A 14,478-nucleotide genomic window follows, 5' to 3' on the forward strand; every position below is an offset into this window, starting at 1 on the left:
TCACTCTTTCCCGTTAACGTACTGCAGCAGGTCCTCTGCGGCCTCGTCGTCTTTCCACTCGCCGAGTTCTTTCGGGTCGACGTGGACGTACACGTCGTCGACCGACGGTAGCTCCTCGATAGATTGGATGACGGCGCTTTCGATGGCGTGTGCCTCGCGTAGCGTTCGGTCGCCTTCGACCTCGATGTGGAGGCTGACGTCTATCTCGGGACCGACGTAGTGGGCGATGACGTCGTGGACGCCCTGAACGTCGGGGTGGTCCATCGCCCGGCGGACTATCTCCGCGCGGAGGTCCTCGGACGGCGCTGCCCCCACGAGATAGTTGACGTTGTCCCGGACGATCTCGACGCCCGTATAGAGGATACCGAACGAGACGACGGTGGCCGCGGCAGGGTCGAGGATCGGGTAGCCGGCCTGTGCGCCCGCCACGCCGATCAGCGCCGCGGTCGCGGTGAGGATGTCGTTGCGGTTGTCGAGGGCCGCCGCCCTGACGGCGGGCGAGTTGTTCTCGTCGGCGACCCGCAGGCAGTAGCGGTAGAGGACGAACTTCGTCGCCGCCGCGCCGGCGAGGACCGCGCCGGCGCTCCAGCCTCTCGTGACGACGACGCTGCCGGAGAGTACCTCCGAAACGGCGTTGTAGAGGACGAGTCCCCCGACGACGAAGATGGCGGCGGCGATGAACAGAGAGACGAACGGTTCGATCCGCTCGTGGCCGTGCGGGTGTTCGAAGTCCGGTGGTTGTGTAGTGAGATAGAGGCCGGCGAGCACGACCAGGCTGTACGCCGAGTCCGCGAGGCTGTTGACGGCCTCGGATCCGACGGCGAGACTCCCGGTCGAGTACCAGACGACCCCCTTGAGAAGCGCGAGCCCCAGGTTGGCGACGAGGACAACGATCCCGACTTTGCGAAGCGCCGCGCCGCGGTTCATCGGGTTTGGCTACGGAGGAATCACTTAAGGACGTACCGGCTGATCGATCCGGACCGCTCCCTCGTCGGGGACGGTCGTCCCCTCCTGGTCGGCGAACGCGGCGTGCAGACGGTCGTAGGTTTCCGAGAGCGCCTCGACAATCACTTTCGTGTCAGAAATGACCGGCATGAAATTGGTGTCTTCCTCCCATCTCGGTACGACGTGGGTGTGAAGGTGGTCATCGACGGATCCCCCCGCGCCGTCCCCGAGGTTCAAGCCTGCATTGAAGCCGTTCGGATCGAACGATTCCGTCAACGCGTCGAACGTTCGCTGTTTCAACCCGGCGTGGTCCAGTAGCGTCTCCTCCGACAGATCACCGTACGCACCCGTGTGGTGATGCGGAATGACCATCACGTGGCCGGGGTTGTACGGATAGTTGTTCAACAGGACGTACGCGCGCTCGCTCCGTGCAACGAGCAGGTTTTCTTCGTCGTCCCACTCCGGAAGTTCGCAGAAGACGCAGTCCTCGACCGCAGTGTCGTTCGCGTTTCGTTCGACCCACTCGATCCGCCACGGTGCGAACACCTGATCCATGCCTTGCTCTGAGAACGCCGGTCAGTTATATCATCGGCTGTACGTCATACTGGTAGATTCCTCCGGTTCAGCTAGCTGGCGGGCCGGTCCTGACGGAATCCGTCGTTGACGTGCCCCTATCAGTATCAGTGAAGAGGGCTCTGTATCGACACAGCGGTTCACACACAGGTATAGCCGCGGGTATAGTAGCGCTTGAAACCCATCATACACTCGCTCGTACGACTGCGTGCGATCGGATGTAACAGTTCCAAGTATAATATATCATTCACGTTCGGATTCGAAGTTCGTACCTACAGGTCGAGTGTCACTTTTCGAGTCCAAAGCGCTTCGAAGCTACCGGTGCACGGTATAAGAGAATCTCCGGGTATTACTGCATGAAACAACCATATATAGAGAGTTGAACAGTTCAAACAGCGTCGAACGAAGTAAGGCTTTTATGTTAGCCTCGGCTCTCAGGAATAAGTACCGATGGCAACGACTGACGACTCATTTGACGGAATAACCGAACACTGCGACGATTGCGAAACCGACACGCTCCATGAGGTTTCAGTTCAGATCAAGACCGAAAGCCTCAAAGAGGAAAACTCCGAGTTCTCCCGAGAACCGTACCGCGTCGCCGAATGTCAGCGGTGCGGCGAGCGCTCCAGCCAGCGGATGAACAACGCTTAACGCGTCGTAACCTCACAGCCGGACGGCGTCACGATGACAGTATGCTCTTTCTGGCTCACTAACGCTCCGTCGTCTTCTTTCAGGACCGGATAGCCGTGGACGATATCCTGTGCCTTCAGCCGGCGTAGAGCCATCCCCGCGCGTCCCGTGTCCAGCCATCGGGTCGCAAACGGCAGCGTCTTGAATTCCTCATTGATCTGCTCCAGCGCCTGTCGCGCCTGCCGATTTCGGATCGATCCGTCTCGTTCCAGCGCGAAGATCTCCTCGTCGGCCCCCTCGTTGACCTTCCCGGATCCGTCGGTCGCGAACGGTTCGATCGCGACGACCTGACCGACAGATAGCGTCGCACCCTGTGACACCGCGCGGTTCGGGATGTTCGGGGAGGTGTGTTGCTCCCAGTGACCGAGGCCGTGACCGGTCAGGTTGACGACGGGGTTGAACCCGTACCCGTCGATGACTTCCTCTATCGCTGCACCGATATCCCCGGTTTCGACGCCCGGTTCGACCAGATCCAGCGCAGCATCCAATGCCTCGGCGCTCGCCGCGGCGAGTTCGTCGTGTCCCGAGAGGTCGACGGTTACGGCGGTGTCGGCGAGCCATCCGTCGACGTGAACGCCGATGTCCAGGTTGATCATCTCCTCCCCGAACGTAGTGTCGTCGTCGACGCTGGGGGTGGCGTGTGCCGCCTCCTCGTCGACGCTGATGTTGACGGGGAACGCGGGTTCGCCGCCGAGTTCTCGGATCCGCTCCTCCGCGAATTCCGCGACCTCTAAATGGGACGCACCGACCTCGACGCGTTCGGCAGTTTCCGCTCGGACCTGGGCGAGTATCTCGCCGGCCTCGCGATGTTTCTCGTACTTCTCGGCGTCGAGGTCCACGTCGTTCTCTGCCATGGCCACATGTAGACCGGACCGGCAGAAAGAGGTTGCGTCTCGATACGTGCGGTCGCCGGCTCTCACCGGCTCGAACCCGCGTAACGCACGCCTCTAGTCGAGCTCACACGAAGGGTCTAACAGCGCCTTTGTACGGGAGGTGAGCGTATTTGAAGGAGATCACCACAGGGAAGATCGTCGCAGAGGCGGGCGCTAACGTGCAACACGACCGCAGGAAACGACGGCGAGCCAACGAACTCGCCGTGAACGTTTTGCGCCATTTTACGTATCGCAGTACGGCGGTTCGTCAGATTACAAAGCACTGTATACCGCTCGCCGTGAAAACGACGAAAACCGCGTATAGAGCTTCAAACACCGTTAAGACGCGTTGGAGAACGAAAACAGAGCGGAACGGCCTCGCTCGTTTATTTGGGGCGTTGTCGAAGTCTCTGAGGCCAGAGTATGAAAAAGCAAACGACACTGGCTGTGATTCTCGCAGTCATGGTTTCGCTCTCCGCCGCGCCGGTGGGAGCGATCGGTACACCCACAACAGACGGCGACGCGACGGAGAACGTGCAGGACGATGGAGTCGTTCTCCAGGACGTCACCGTCGAGGAGCTCCAGCTCCAGAACGTGACGGTCCACAACGCGACGATAGAGGAGTTGCACGTCGAACAGTTGCGCACTAGCGACCGCGCGTTCACGGACGCCACGTTCGAGAACGTGACCTTCGAACGGCTGTCGCTCGAAAACGTCACGCTCGAACAGGTGAGCGGCGAAGAGGAAACCTTGCGTGAGGTATTCGGCGATCAGGTCGAGACCAGCGCCGCGAACGACACAGCGGCGAACGAGTCCGCCGACAACGAAACCATGGACAACGAGTCCGATGGCGAAGCGTTACTCGGCGACAACGAGTCCGAGATGGACAACGAGTCGAACGCTACGAACGCGTCGGCCGCGTTCAACGTTCAGCAGGACAACGAAACTGCTGACAACGAAACGATGGACAACGAGTCCGACACCGGTATGCAGGACAACGAGACGGCTGACAACGAGACCATGGACGACAACGAGACCATGGATAACGAGTCAGACACCGGTATGCAGGACAACGAAACGGCCGACAATGAGACAGCCGACAACGAAACCGGCATGCAGGACAACGAAACTGACGACGGTGCGGCCGCCGATGGCCAGCAACTGGTCGTCCAGGACCTGACCATCGAAGAGCTCACGGTTGAGACGCTGACCATCGAGGAGCTGTCCGTCGAGGACGACCAGACGGGCATCTTCGGTCAGCCGGCAGACGACGAAACGGCCGACAACGAGACCGCTGACAACGAGACGATGGACAACGAGTCCGACACCGGAATGGAGGACAACGAGACCATGGACGACAACGAGTCCGAAATGGACAACGAGTCTGACACCGGTATGGAGGACAACGAGACGGCCGACAACGAGACCATGGGCGACAACGAGTCGAACACCACCAACGCGTCGGCCGCGTTCAACGTCCAGGAGGACAACGCGAGCCAGCAGTCGGACGACGCTCGCGTCATCGGTGAACTCGTCATCGAGGAGATGTCGGTTACGGAGATGACGATACAGTCCATGTCCGTCGAGACGATCACGTCGCCCCAGCTCGAAGCCGCCGGCGGCGGCGAGGCGGCCACAGATGTCGAGATCAACGTGTCTGATACGGCCGACAACGAAACGGCCGACAATGAGACCATGGACAACGAAACCATGGATAACGAGACCATGGACAACGAGACCATGGACAACGAAACCATGGACAACGAGACGGCCGACAACGAGTCGAACACCACTAACGTATCGGCCGCGTTCAACGCGCAGGAGGACAACGAGTCCGACAACGAGACGGACGGCGGCATGCAGGATAACGCGACCGACGAGGGTGTCCAGATGCAGGAGCCCGACGTCGAGCAGGTGACTATCAGTAACATGACGGTCGAAACCGTGTCCGTCGAGCAGGCGACTGCCGCAAATCAGACGGTCAACTTCGGTGATAACTTCGACAGTCTGGTGATCATCGATGCGAACCTGCCGGACAGCGTCAGTATCGGTGACAGTTACAACGTGACCGTCACCGTACTCAATCCGACTGACGAGCGCATCGGTAACTTCGTCCAGTACCAACTCGGCGGGAGCACCTACGACAGCAAACTCAGCTCCGTCGAGGCGGGCAACACCACGAACGTCACCATCCAGATAGAAGAACTCGACTTCCTGTCCGGCGAGTGGGTCCAGTCGGTGAACACGAGTAACCACTCGGTGTTCAACAACGTCGGGATAGCCGACATCCAGAACGGCGAAGAGGAAGAGACGCCGAATCAGGATCCACAGCAGGACAACGAGACTGAAGACACGTTAGCCGACGATAACGAGACGGCCGACAACGAGACCATGGACAACGAGACCATGGGAGACAACGAAACGATGGACAACGAGTCCACGGCCGGCAACGAGACGAGCGACGACAACGAGACGGCTGACAACGAGACGGACGGGAGCGCCTTCGCGGTGACTGAGCGAACCGCCGCGTTCGTCGCCTGACCGGTCCGTCGTAGCTTTTTTATCGGCGTGCAGTCGCGGTCTGCATCGCGTCGCTGTTGAACGCGGAGCCGAGGCTCCCGTCGCGGCCGAGAACGATGATGCCAGCGTCGGAGCCCGTGAGTTCCCCGAAGGCCTCGATCGCACGGTCCGCGGCAGTCGCCGCATCGTCGCCGCGTTCGAGGCGGTCGACGGCGCGCCGCGCGAGCGTGACGCGGGCGATGTCTTCACCCGCACCGGTCGCGCTGGCCCCGCCGGCGGGTGCACAGTAGAACCCGCTTCCGACCTGCGGAACGTCGCCGACGCGGCCCGCGAGCGCCAGCCAGCGACCGCCCGTCGACGTTGCGGCGGCGAGCCGGTTCCCTTGACGCGCGACGGCCCCGACCGTATCGTGGTCCTGTGGCGTGTCGGCGACGTTCGACGCCGCGGAGTCCGACTCTCGACCGTCGGCGTCGGTCCGGCCGAAACGGTCGGCGAGCCACGAGAGATGCTCTGCCGGGCCGCCCGAGGGCGGAGCGAGTTCGGCCCAGCGGTCGCGCGTCCGGTCGGTCCAGAGGTCACAGTCGGTCTCAACGCCGTAGTCCGCGGCGAGTCGAACCCCTTCGTCACCGCTGACCAGCACGTGCGGCGTCTCGTCGAGAACGACGCGCGCCGCGTCGACGGCGTGTTCGACGCCGGGGAGCGACGACACCGCCCCGACCGCTCGGTCGCTGGTCATGAGTCCCGCGTCGGTTCGAACGACGCCGTCCGACTGGACAGCGCCACCGACGCCGGCGTTGAACCGCGGGTTCGATTCGAGCACTCGAACCGCCGCCGTGACCGCGTCGAGCGGGGACGTGGCGTCGGCACCGGTCGCGGCTGCCTCGTCGAGAACGTTCTGTCGCGCCTGCGGGTCGTCGGGACTCGCGCCCGCACCTCCGTGGACGATGACCTGCATACCGTCTTCTCGTCAGGGCGACCCTATAGATGCGGTGCTTCGTTCGGCGGCGGTCCGGGGGCGGGCCCGACTGAGACGGCGGAGCCCGCCCGAAACGGGTGGACCGAACTCCGGGCGATACTCGGAACGCGGGAGAGATGACCCACGAGATGTGGGGGCGTCAAGGATCGTTACGCAGAGAGTAACGAGTCGCAGTCCCCCGATACGCCGGGGATCCTGACCGACGCGCGAAATGGCAGGTCTTTTGTTGGCGTCAATGCTCCCTTGAAACGCTATGAGCTACGACAAGGTCGAAGTCCCGGACTCGGGACAGAAGATCGAGGTCAAGGACGAAGAAAACGACGAGATCTACGTCCCTGACGACCCGATCATCCCGATTATTCACGGCGACGGTATCGGACAGGACGTCGCTCCCGCAGCGCGGAAAGTACTCGACGCGGCCGCCGAGGCGACCGGTCGAAACATCAGTTGGATGCGCCTCTACGCCGGTCAGAGCGCTCGCGACCGCTACGGCGAGGACGTGAACCTGCCCGACGAGACCGTCGAAGCGATCCGCGAACACCGCGTCGCGATCAAGGGACCGCTGACGACGCCCGTCGGTGCCGGCTACCGCTCGCTGAACGTCGCACTGCGGCAGACGCTCGACCTCTTCGCGAACGTCCGACCGACGTACTACCTCGACGGCGTCCCGTCGCCGATGAAAGCGCCGGAGGAGATGGACATGGTCACGTTCCGGGAGAACACCGAGGACGTGTACGCCGGCATCGAGTGGGAGGCAGGCACCGACGAGGTCGAGCAGGTCCGCGACTTCGTCGAGGACGAGATGGACTTCGACGACGTGATGCACGACGGCCCCATCGGCATCGGGATCAAGCCGATCTCCGAGAAAGGCAGCAAGCGCCTGGTTCGCCGCGCCATCGACTACGCCATCGAACACGACCGCGACAAGGTCACGCTGGTCCACAAGGGCAACATCATGAAGTTCACCGAGGGCCAGTTCGGCGACTGGGGAATGGAGGTCGCCGACGAGGAGTACCCCGACGACGAGGTCTTCGCCGCTCCCGACTCCCTCTGGGAGGAACAGGACGAGGTCGACATCCCGGAGGACGCCGTCATGGTCGAGGAGCGCCTCGCCGACGCGATGCTCCAGTGGATGCAGCTACGCACCGACGAGTTCGACGTGCTGGCGATGCCGAACCTCAACGGCGATTACCTCTCCGACGCCGCAGGTGCCCAGATCGGCGGTCTCGGCATCGCGCCGGGCGGGAACTTCGGCAAGGCCCGCATGCTCGCCGAACCGGTCCACGGTTCCGCGCCCAAGCGCGCCGGCCAGAACATGGCCAACCCGACCGCGCTGATCCTCTCCGGCCGTCTCATGTTCGACTACCTCGGCTGGGACGAGGCCGCGGACCTCCTGCACGACGCCGTCGAGGAGACCATCTCCTCCGGCAAGGTCACCTACGACCTCGAACGCCAGATAGAGGGCGGCGAGAAACTCGGTACCGACGAGTACGCCGACGCGATCTGCGAGAATATAGAGCGACTCGCATAACGAGTCGCTCTGACTTTCGCGGCGAAGCCGCGAAAACATCGAGAAGCTCTCCTAGAGAGGTTCTCGTCCGCTGGCGGCTCGACCGCTGGAACACCGAGAAGCTGTCGGGGACGCCGTTTCGGGTAGTCAGACGCCCGCGGCGTCCGTCGGCGTCGAGACGCTTTCGAACGCTTCTCGGTCCGTCTGTCGTCCGCAACGCTCTCAACGGCAGAGTGTCAACGCCGGACCGATGCACGAGGATGCGGACGCACACGACGGGTTCGACGTGCGAGTCGTCCGGACGGACAGGCAGTACGAGGACGCTCTCGACGTACGGTACGACGTGTTCGTCGAGGAACAGGACGTCCCCGAAGCCCTGGAAGTCGACGAGTACGAGGACGAGTCGATCCACTTCGTCGCGTACCTCGACGGCGACCCGGTGGGGGCCGCTCGGCTTCGCGAGACGGACGACGACACGGCCAAGGTCGAGCGGGTGGCGGTACTGGACCGAGAGCGCGGCGAGGGGTACGGCAGTGAGATCATGCAGGTGATCGAGCGGGTCGCGGAGCAACGGGACTACGACCGCGTTTCGCTCCACGCACAGACGCACGCGGCCCCGTTCTACGACCGTCTCGACTACGAGCGCGTCGGCGAGGAGTTCGAGGAGGCCGGCATCCCGCACGTGAAGATGGTCAAGTCGCTGTGACGGCCACACGGCCGGACAGTCGAACGGGAAAACAGCGTCCGTCGGTACGAGCGGTTAGTCCTGCCAGTCGGGGTTCTCCCGCGGCGGACTGAAGATGTCGACTCCGCGTACGGGGATGTCCCCGCGGTTCTCCGCCGCGTGGGTCTCTCCGCCCGGGATGGCGTAGGAGTCGTCCGGACCGACTTCTATCTCCTCGCCGTCTTCCAGGACGAAGACGAGCGTCCCGTCCACGATGTAGCCGGTCTGCTCGTGGGGGTGGCTGTGTGCCGGCACCGTCGCGCCGGGTTCGATGTCGAAGTGCTGTACGTTCATGTTCTCGCCGCCGGCGAGCAGCGACAGGTGAACGCCGTCGACTGCCTCCGTCGAGTCGCGGTCCGCCAAGGCAACACGTTCCATGACCCGTCGTACGGAGGAACCCCACCTAAGCTTTCGCCCGATACGCCCTCGGAACGCCGTTCGAGCGGGACGGAGAGGATGTGACTGAGAGACGGCAGAGTATGAAATCCGGGGTCGATGTAGTGCGAAACCCGAGTATCACCGTTGTGCAAAATCCGGGTGTCGGTGCGTTCAACACGCGGGGAGACGTAGACCCGGGCATGTACGCCGTCGTCGGGTGTAGCGACTGTAGCGCCCTCTGGATCGTCGAAGGGCGACCGGACACGTCGCAGTGTCCCCGCTGTGGAACGCGCCACCGGTTTCCCGCGCTACGGGAGTTCGTCAGCACGGAGGACGAGGACCACGCCCGCGAGGTTCGCGCGTCGATGCTGGCGAACCGGCAGGACGAGGGCGAGGCGTTCGCGAACGTGGACTCCTTCGCCGAACTCGACAACCGGGTAGACGACGCCGGGATGGACGACGACGAGTATCTGGAGCGCGCCGGCATCGACACGGACGAGGTAGCCGGCGCGGCCGAACGCGCCGAGAGTGGGCGCGCCGGCGGGAGCCAGAGCCGCAAGGAAATAGTGCTGTCGGCGCTGCGGGACCTGGATCGACCGACAGCCGACGAAGTCGTCGAGTACGCGGGAGAGCGCGGCGTTCCCGAGACGTACGTCCGCGACGCGTTGGAGAAACTCGCCCGGCGCGGCAAGGTGAGCGAGTCACGGGGAGAGTACCGATTACTGTAGCGGCCGAACGGGACCGGGCCGCCCCGGAACCGCCAGCGGAGCGGTCGCCGGGAGTCGGGAACCGCTCTCGTCGGCGCTAGGCCTCAACTGCAAGACGCCGGTTCTCGCGACGGCGGCGGCACGGACGCGGAGACGAATCCGGTTGCGGTCACAGCAACCCCAGCGATTCGAGGATGCCGATGAGCAGTACGATCACGGTCAGCAGTAGCTTCGCGACTCTGAGCCACCGCCTGGCGAAAGAGACCGGGCGCTGGTCGTCGCTGTGAGTGTTCTCTGTCATAGTGATGGGGACGCCCGCCGGTGTGGCGGTCGGACGCCATCCGGGTCTACACGGACGGCGAGAATAAGCGCCCGCCAGGGGTGCGTAGTGAAAGTGAAAGTAGTCGTCTGTGAGACTGAACAGGCACGAGACAGGTCGATGCCCGCGCCTGATGGAATTCGTAGTGAAAGCCCGCATCGCGTCGCCGGTGAAAGTGGTCGCTACCGGCCCAGGTCCTCGTGGGCGCTAGAGAGGTGACGCGACGCGAGAGCGGCGAGCAGCGATAGCTCGCCGGCGAGTGCGCCGGCGGCGATGACCTCCGCGAGTGCGTCGGCGTTCGCCCCGGCGGGGTCACCGCTGCCGCGGAGGCCGAGCACGTCCAGAGCCTCGGCCTGGGTCGGTAGTTTCGTCCCGCCGCCGACGGTCCCGACTTCGAGACTGGCGAGGCTGACGCTGGCGTACAACCCTCCGTCAGAACTCCGCTCTGACGAGTCTCCGCTCGCGGAAACCTCTCCCCGCACGTCGACGGTCGTGATGGCGTTGGCCCCTTCGACGACCTGCGCGGCGTCCTGTCCCGTCGCGAGGAAGACGGCGGCGACGGTGTTGGCGGCGTGGGCGTTGAATCCCAGGCTACCGGCCTTGGCGCTGCCGACGAGGTTCTTTCGAGTGTTGGCCTCCTCGATAGCCTCGGGCGTGGTGTTGAGGCGGTCGGCCACCGTGTCGCGGGGGATCAGGACGTCCGCCGTTACGGTGCGGCCGCGCCCCTCGACGGCGTTGACGGCGGCGGGTTTCTTGTCGGAACAGAGGTTCCCCGACAGGGCAACGAGGTCGGCGGGCGTCTCCGCCTCGACGACGCCCGCGGCCTCGCGCGTCGCGATGGTGGCCATGTTCATCCCCATCGCGTCCTTGGTGTCGTAAACGAACCGGAGGTAAACGGAGTCGCCGACGACGTACGGGTCCACGGCCTCAAGTTCGCCGTGACTGGTGGTGGATTCCGCCGCCTCGCGGAGCGCGTCGGCGTTGTCGGCGACCCACTCGACGACCTCGCTCGCCTCGGCGACGCCGTTGACGCGGAACACGGGCGCGCGGGTCATCCCCGATTTGGTGACGCGGGCCGTCGCGCCGCCGGATTCGCTGATCACAGAGAGTCCCCGGTTGACGCTCGCGACCAGCGCACCCTCGGTAGTCGCCATCGGAAGGTAGTACTCGCCGTCGGCGGCACTCCCGTCGACCGGGACCGGGCCGGCGACTCCCATCGGGATCTGCGCACCCCCGACCATGTTCTCGATGGCGGATTCGGCCTCGGCCGCCTCGAAGCCGTAGTCGCCGACTGACTCCAGGTCGACGCCGGTCTCGGCGGCAACTATCTCGCGCCGGACGGCGGCGGCCGTCTCGGGGTCGGCGTGGTCGTCGAGTTCGTGCAGGCGGAGGTCGCCCTCGCGGACGCGGTCGGCGAGCGTGTCGGGGTCGTCCATGTCCGCCGTTCGTCGCGGGGCCGGCCTAACGTTTTCTACTTCACGCCGGCCGGAGTGACTCATTCGCGGCCCAGGCGCCCAACGAGGTCGGCGAGTCGGTCGATCGAGTTGCTCGTCAGCGCGTCAACCAGCGTCTCGCTCTTGTCATACACCGACTGCAACCGGCGGACCTTCTCCAGGTCGCGCTTGGCCTTCTCCGTGTCGGCGGCTTCGAGTTCGGTTTCGGCCTCCGCCAGCGCACGGCTCATGATCGTCACTTCGTGCATCACCTGATTGCGGAGGAACTCCTGGAATACGCGCCAGAAGTCCGTCTCGCCCTCGAAGTACGCCCGCTTGCCCTCCCCGGGCATCGACCGGCGGTGGACCAGGTGGTACCGCTCTAGCGCACTCATCGCGGTGCTGACCGTCGATTTCGCGTAGCCGCTCTCCTCCGTGAGGTCGTCGAGCGACCGCGGTTCATCCGCGAAAAAGAGCAGTCCGTACAGTCGGCCGTAGCTCCGCTGAAGCCCGTACAGCTCCGCGCTCCGCTCCATCGCCTGTACGACTGTCTCCCGTCCCTTCGCCGGGTCCCCTTCGGGTTCGGTCATCGTGATCTGATCGCGGTCGTAAGGACTAATACGTTTCCTTCGAAATATTCGGTAAATGCCGAATATAGAAAGTGCCGCCGCGAGGCCGAACGGCGAATCGGGCGAAACCGGCGTCGAGGGCGACGCCGCGACGGACGCTGACGTGCCGCTTCGGGCCGAGGGGATCGAGAAGTCGTACGGGTCGCGGCTCCCCTTTACGGACCGGGTCGAGGTCCTGACGGGCGCGGACATCGAGGTCCCGGCGGGCGAGATCGTCGGCATCGTCGGGGAGAACGGGAGCGGGAAGTCGACGCTGATGAAGGTGCTCGTCGGGACGCTGAACGCCGATGACGGTGTCGTCGAGCGCGCAGGAACCGTCGGCTGGTGCCCGCAGGAGAGCCTGCTGTACGACCGGCTCACCGTGCGGGAAACGTTCGACCTGTTCGGCGAGGCCTACGGGATGGACGGCGACGCTGTCGCGGACGCGCGCGAGCGCCTCGCGTCGCGGCTGGACTTCGAGCGGTTCCTCGACTATCAGGTGCGGAACCTCTCCGGCGGCAACCGTCAGAAGGTGAACCTCAGCGTCGCGCTGATGCACGACCCGGACGTGCTGTTGCTCGACGAGCCTTACACCGGCTTCGACTGGGACACGTACCTCGCGTTCTGGGAGCTTAGCGAGTCTCTCGTCGAGCGGGACACGGCCATCGCGGTCATCTCGCACCTGATCAACGAGCGCGAGCGGTTCGACCGGATCTACGAACTGCGCGACGGTCGGCTCCACCGGGAGGAGGAACCGTGAGCGCGTTCGGCACCGGGGCACGGTTGCGCCTGCTGGAGTTCGTCCGGGAGCCGACGACGGCCGCGCTCTTGCTCGTCCTCCCGCCGGTCGTCGTCGAGGTGTACGGGGAGGCGATGGCGTCGTTCCCGGCGCTTCCGGGGACGACGGGCGACCCCGGAACTACGGGGCGGATAGTCGGTGCGCTGTTCGCCGCGGCCTTCCTCGCGGGACTCGTCGGGCTGTTTCAGGCGGTGTCCGCGCGCGGGACCGACGAACGGCTCCACCGCTGCGGGGCCGGGCGCGCGAGCCTGCTCGGCGCGCGCGTGGTCACGATGGCAACTGTCGCTGCTGTCGCCGCGACCGTCTCGCTCGCCGCGCTCGCCCGGACCGTCGACGTCGCCGCGCCGCTCGCCGCGTTCGGTGCGCTGGCGCTCGGAGCGCTCGTGTACGGGCTGTTCGGCGTCCTCGTCGGCGCGCTTTTGCCCCGGCAACTGGAGGGGTCGCTCGTCCTCGTGTTTCTCGTGGACTTCGACAACGTGCTCGCCAGCGGCGTTCTCGACGTGGGCGGGACCGTCGCGCAGGTCGCGCCGCTGTATCACCCGCACGCCTTGTTCGAGGCCGCCGTGACCGACGGGACGATCCCGACCGACCACGCGCTCGGCGGCGTCGCCTACGCCGCCGTCCTGCTCGCGCTCGCTTTCGTCGCCTACGTCCGCGTCGCGGGGGGTGAGCCGGCGTGACCCGCGTTGTCGCCGCCGCTCGGGCCGGCCTGCGGGAGTACCGTCGGACGCCTGTGCTGCTGGCGCTGTTTCTCGCGCTCCCGGCCTACTCCGTCGGGCTGTTCGCCCGCCTCGCACCGGACGAACCGGCGGCGCTCTACCTCGGGGACGGCGCGGTCCGGGCCGGCATGCCCGAGACGTTCGCGGCGCTGATGACGCCGATGGCCGCCGCCCTCGCGGCGGGCGTCGCCGGCCTGTTCCTGCTGTCGTCGAGCGCCGACGCTGACGCCCGCCTCGTCACCGCGGGCTACCGGCCGACGGAGGTCGTCCTCGCTCGCCTCGGGCAGCTATCGGTCGTCGCGACCGCGGTCAGCGCCGTCGCGGTCGCCGTCGCGCTCACGACGTTCACCCCGGACCACCTCGGGTGGTTCGCCGCGGCCACCCTGCTCGCGGCGCTCGTCTACGGCGCGCTCGGCACGCTCGCCGGGGCCGTGCTGAGCCGAATGGCGGGCGTCTACCTCGTGCTGTTCGGCACCCTCGCCGACCTCTTCCTGTTCCAGAATCCGCTCGCACGGGACGCCCCGGACGGCGCGGCCGCGCTCCCCGGGAACGTCCCGGTCGCGGTCGCGATGGACGCCGCGTTCGCCGGGAGCGCTGACCTCGGCGAGTTCGCCGTCGGCGTGGCGTACCTCCTCGCGGTCGTCGCCGCAGCGGCGGTCGCGTTCTACCGGTCGGCGCGGGGCTGACCGCGCCCACTACCCCAAC

16 protein-coding genes are annotated in these 14,478 nt (G+C 65.2%); 8 read left to right on the forward strand and 8 right to left on the reverse strand.

From position 1 onward, the window contains the following. Both SM753_RS05405 and SM753_RS05410 read right to left on the reverse strand, forming a co-directional pair. Window positions 1-927 carry a cation diffusion facilitator family transporter gene (locus SM753_RS05405; protein WP_323190841.1) on the reverse strand — a complete coding sequence of 309 codons (927 nt, stop codon included), beginning with the start codon at window positions 925-927 and terminating at the stop codon, window positions 1-3. Window positions 928-951: 24 nt separating this feature from the next. Next, on the reverse strand, window positions 952-1,500 hold the full coding sequence (locus SM753_RS05410) for an HIT domain-containing protein (protein ID WP_323190842.1): 549 nt from the start codon (window positions 1,498-1,500) through the stop codon (window positions 952-954). A gap of 468 nt (window positions 1,501-1,968) precedes the next feature. Here SM753_RS05410 and SM753_RS05415 point away from each other — a divergent pair, with 468 nt between their 5' ends. Next, window positions 1,969-2,169: a hypothetical protein gene (locus tag SM753_RS05415; RefSeq protein ID WP_135535666.1), complete on the forward strand. Its 201-nt coding sequence runs from the start codon at window positions 1,969-1,971 to the stop codon at window positions 2,167-2,169. Here the strand turns inward: SM753_RS05415 and map are convergent. Next, window positions 2,166-3,062, reverse strand: coding sequence for a type II methionyl aminopeptidase (gene map, locus SM753_RS05420; protein ID WP_135535665.1), 897 nt, complete (start codon window positions 3,060-3,062; stop codon window positions 2,166-2,168). The genes SM753_RS05415 and map overlap by 4 nt on opposite strands. Window positions 3,063-3,542: 480 nt before the next feature. Between map and SM753_RS05425 the strand changes: the two genes are divergently transcribed. Next, entirely contained in the window at window positions 3,543-5,621 is a 2,079-nt protein-coding gene (locus tag SM753_RS05425; protein WP_323190843.1) for a hypothetical protein, read from the forward strand. Between the two features lie 19 nt (window positions 5,622-5,640). Here the strand turns inward: SM753_RS05425 and SM753_RS05430 are convergent, their stop codons facing one another. After that, the gene (locus tag SM753_RS05430; RefSeq protein WP_138798083.1) at window positions 5,641-6,555 is read right to left on the reverse strand and encodes an isoaspartyl peptidase/L-asparaginase; all 915 of its coding nucleotides are present in this window, start codon (window positions 6,553-6,555) and stop codon (window positions 5,641-5,643) included. Between the two features lie 274 nt (window positions 6,556-6,829). Here SM753_RS05430 and icd point away from each other — a divergent pair, with 274 nt between their 5' ends. Beyond that, window positions 6,830-8,107, forward strand: coding sequence for an isocitrate dehydrogenase (NADP(+)) (gene icd, locus SM753_RS05435; RefSeq protein WP_323190844.1), 1,278 nt, complete (start codon window positions 6,830-6,832; stop codon window positions 8,105-8,107). 229 nt (window positions 8,108-8,336) lie between these two features. Next, window positions 8,337-8,792: a GNAT family N-acetyltransferase gene (locus SM753_RS05440; protein WP_135535661.1), complete on the forward strand. Its 456-nt coding sequence runs from the start codon at window positions 8,337-8,339 to the stop codon at window positions 8,790-8,792. Window positions 8,793-8,846: 54 nt separating this feature from the next. Here the strand turns inward: SM753_RS05440 and SM753_RS05445 are convergent, their stop codons facing one another. Continuing rightward, a complete protein-coding gene (locus tag SM753_RS05445) occupies window positions 8,847-9,188 on the reverse strand; it encodes a cupin domain-containing protein (protein WP_135535660.1) in 342 nt (113 codons plus the stop codon). 200 nt (window positions 9,189-9,388) lie between these two features. Between SM753_RS05445 and SM753_RS05450 the strand changes: the two genes are divergently transcribed. Then, on the forward strand, window positions 9,389-9,916 hold the full coding sequence (locus tag SM753_RS05450) for a DUF5817 domain-containing protein (RefSeq protein WP_323191453.1): 528 nt from the start codon (window positions 9,389-9,391) through the stop codon (window positions 9,914-9,916). A 148-nt stretch (window positions 9,917-10,064) separates the two neighbouring features. Here SM753_RS05450 and SM753_RS05455 read toward each other — a convergent pair whose 3' ends face one another. The 3 genes from SM753_RS05455 to SM753_RS05465 all read right to left on the reverse strand — a co-directional run bounded on the left by SM753_RS05455 (window position 10,065) and on the right by SM753_RS05465 (window position 12,237). Beyond that, window positions 10,065-10,196: a hypothetical protein gene (locus SM753_RS05455; protein WP_323190845.1), complete on the reverse strand. Its 132-nt coding sequence runs from the start codon at window positions 10,194-10,196 to the stop codon at window positions 10,065-10,067. A gap of 200 nt (window positions 10,197-10,396) precedes the next feature. Further along, window positions 10,397-11,650, reverse strand: coding sequence for a hydroxymethylglutaryl-CoA reductase (NADPH) (gene hmgA / locus SM753_RS05460; RefSeq protein WP_323190846.1), 1,254 nt, complete (start codon window positions 11,648-11,650; stop codon window positions 10,397-10,399). Window positions 11,651-11,709: 59 nt separating this feature from the next. Then, window positions 11,710-12,237 (reverse strand): transcriptional regulator, encoded by a 528-nt coding sequence (locus SM753_RS05465; RefSeq protein ID WP_138798086.1) that lies wholly within the window; start codon window positions 12,235-12,237, stop codon window positions 11,710-11,712. A 55-nt stretch (window positions 12,238-12,292) separates the two neighbouring features. Here SM753_RS05465 and SM753_RS05470 point away from each other — a divergent pair, with 55 nt between their 5' ends. The 3 genes from SM753_RS05470 to SM753_RS05480 are packed head-to-tail and all read left to right on the forward strand — an operon-like array spanning window position 12,293 to window position 14,459. Further along, window positions 12,293-13,015: an ABC transporter ATP-binding protein gene (locus tag SM753_RS05470; protein ID WP_323190847.1), complete on the forward strand. Its 723-nt coding sequence runs from the start codon at window positions 12,293-12,295 to the stop codon at window positions 13,013-13,015. Next, window positions 13,012-13,734, forward strand: coding sequence for a hypothetical protein (locus tag SM753_RS05475; protein WP_323190848.1), 723 nt, complete (start codon window positions 13,012-13,014; stop codon window positions 13,732-13,734). Before SM753_RS05470 ends, SM753_RS05475 begins: the two co-directional genes overlap by 4 nt. Then, the gene (locus SM753_RS05480; protein WP_323190849.1) at window positions 13,731-14,459 is read left to right on the forward strand and encodes a hypothetical protein; all 729 of its coding nucleotides are present in this window, start codon (window positions 13,731-13,733) and stop codon (window positions 14,457-14,459) included. The genes SM753_RS05475 and SM753_RS05480 overlap by 4 nt, the downstream gene beginning before the upstream one ends. The last annotated feature ends 19 nt before the right edge of the window (window positions 14,460-14,478 follow it).

The organism is Halostella sp. PRR32 (assembly GCF_034808085.1).
Lineage (GTDB): Archaea > Halobacteriota > Halobacteria > Halobacteriales > Natronoarchaeaceae > Halostella > Halostella pelagica.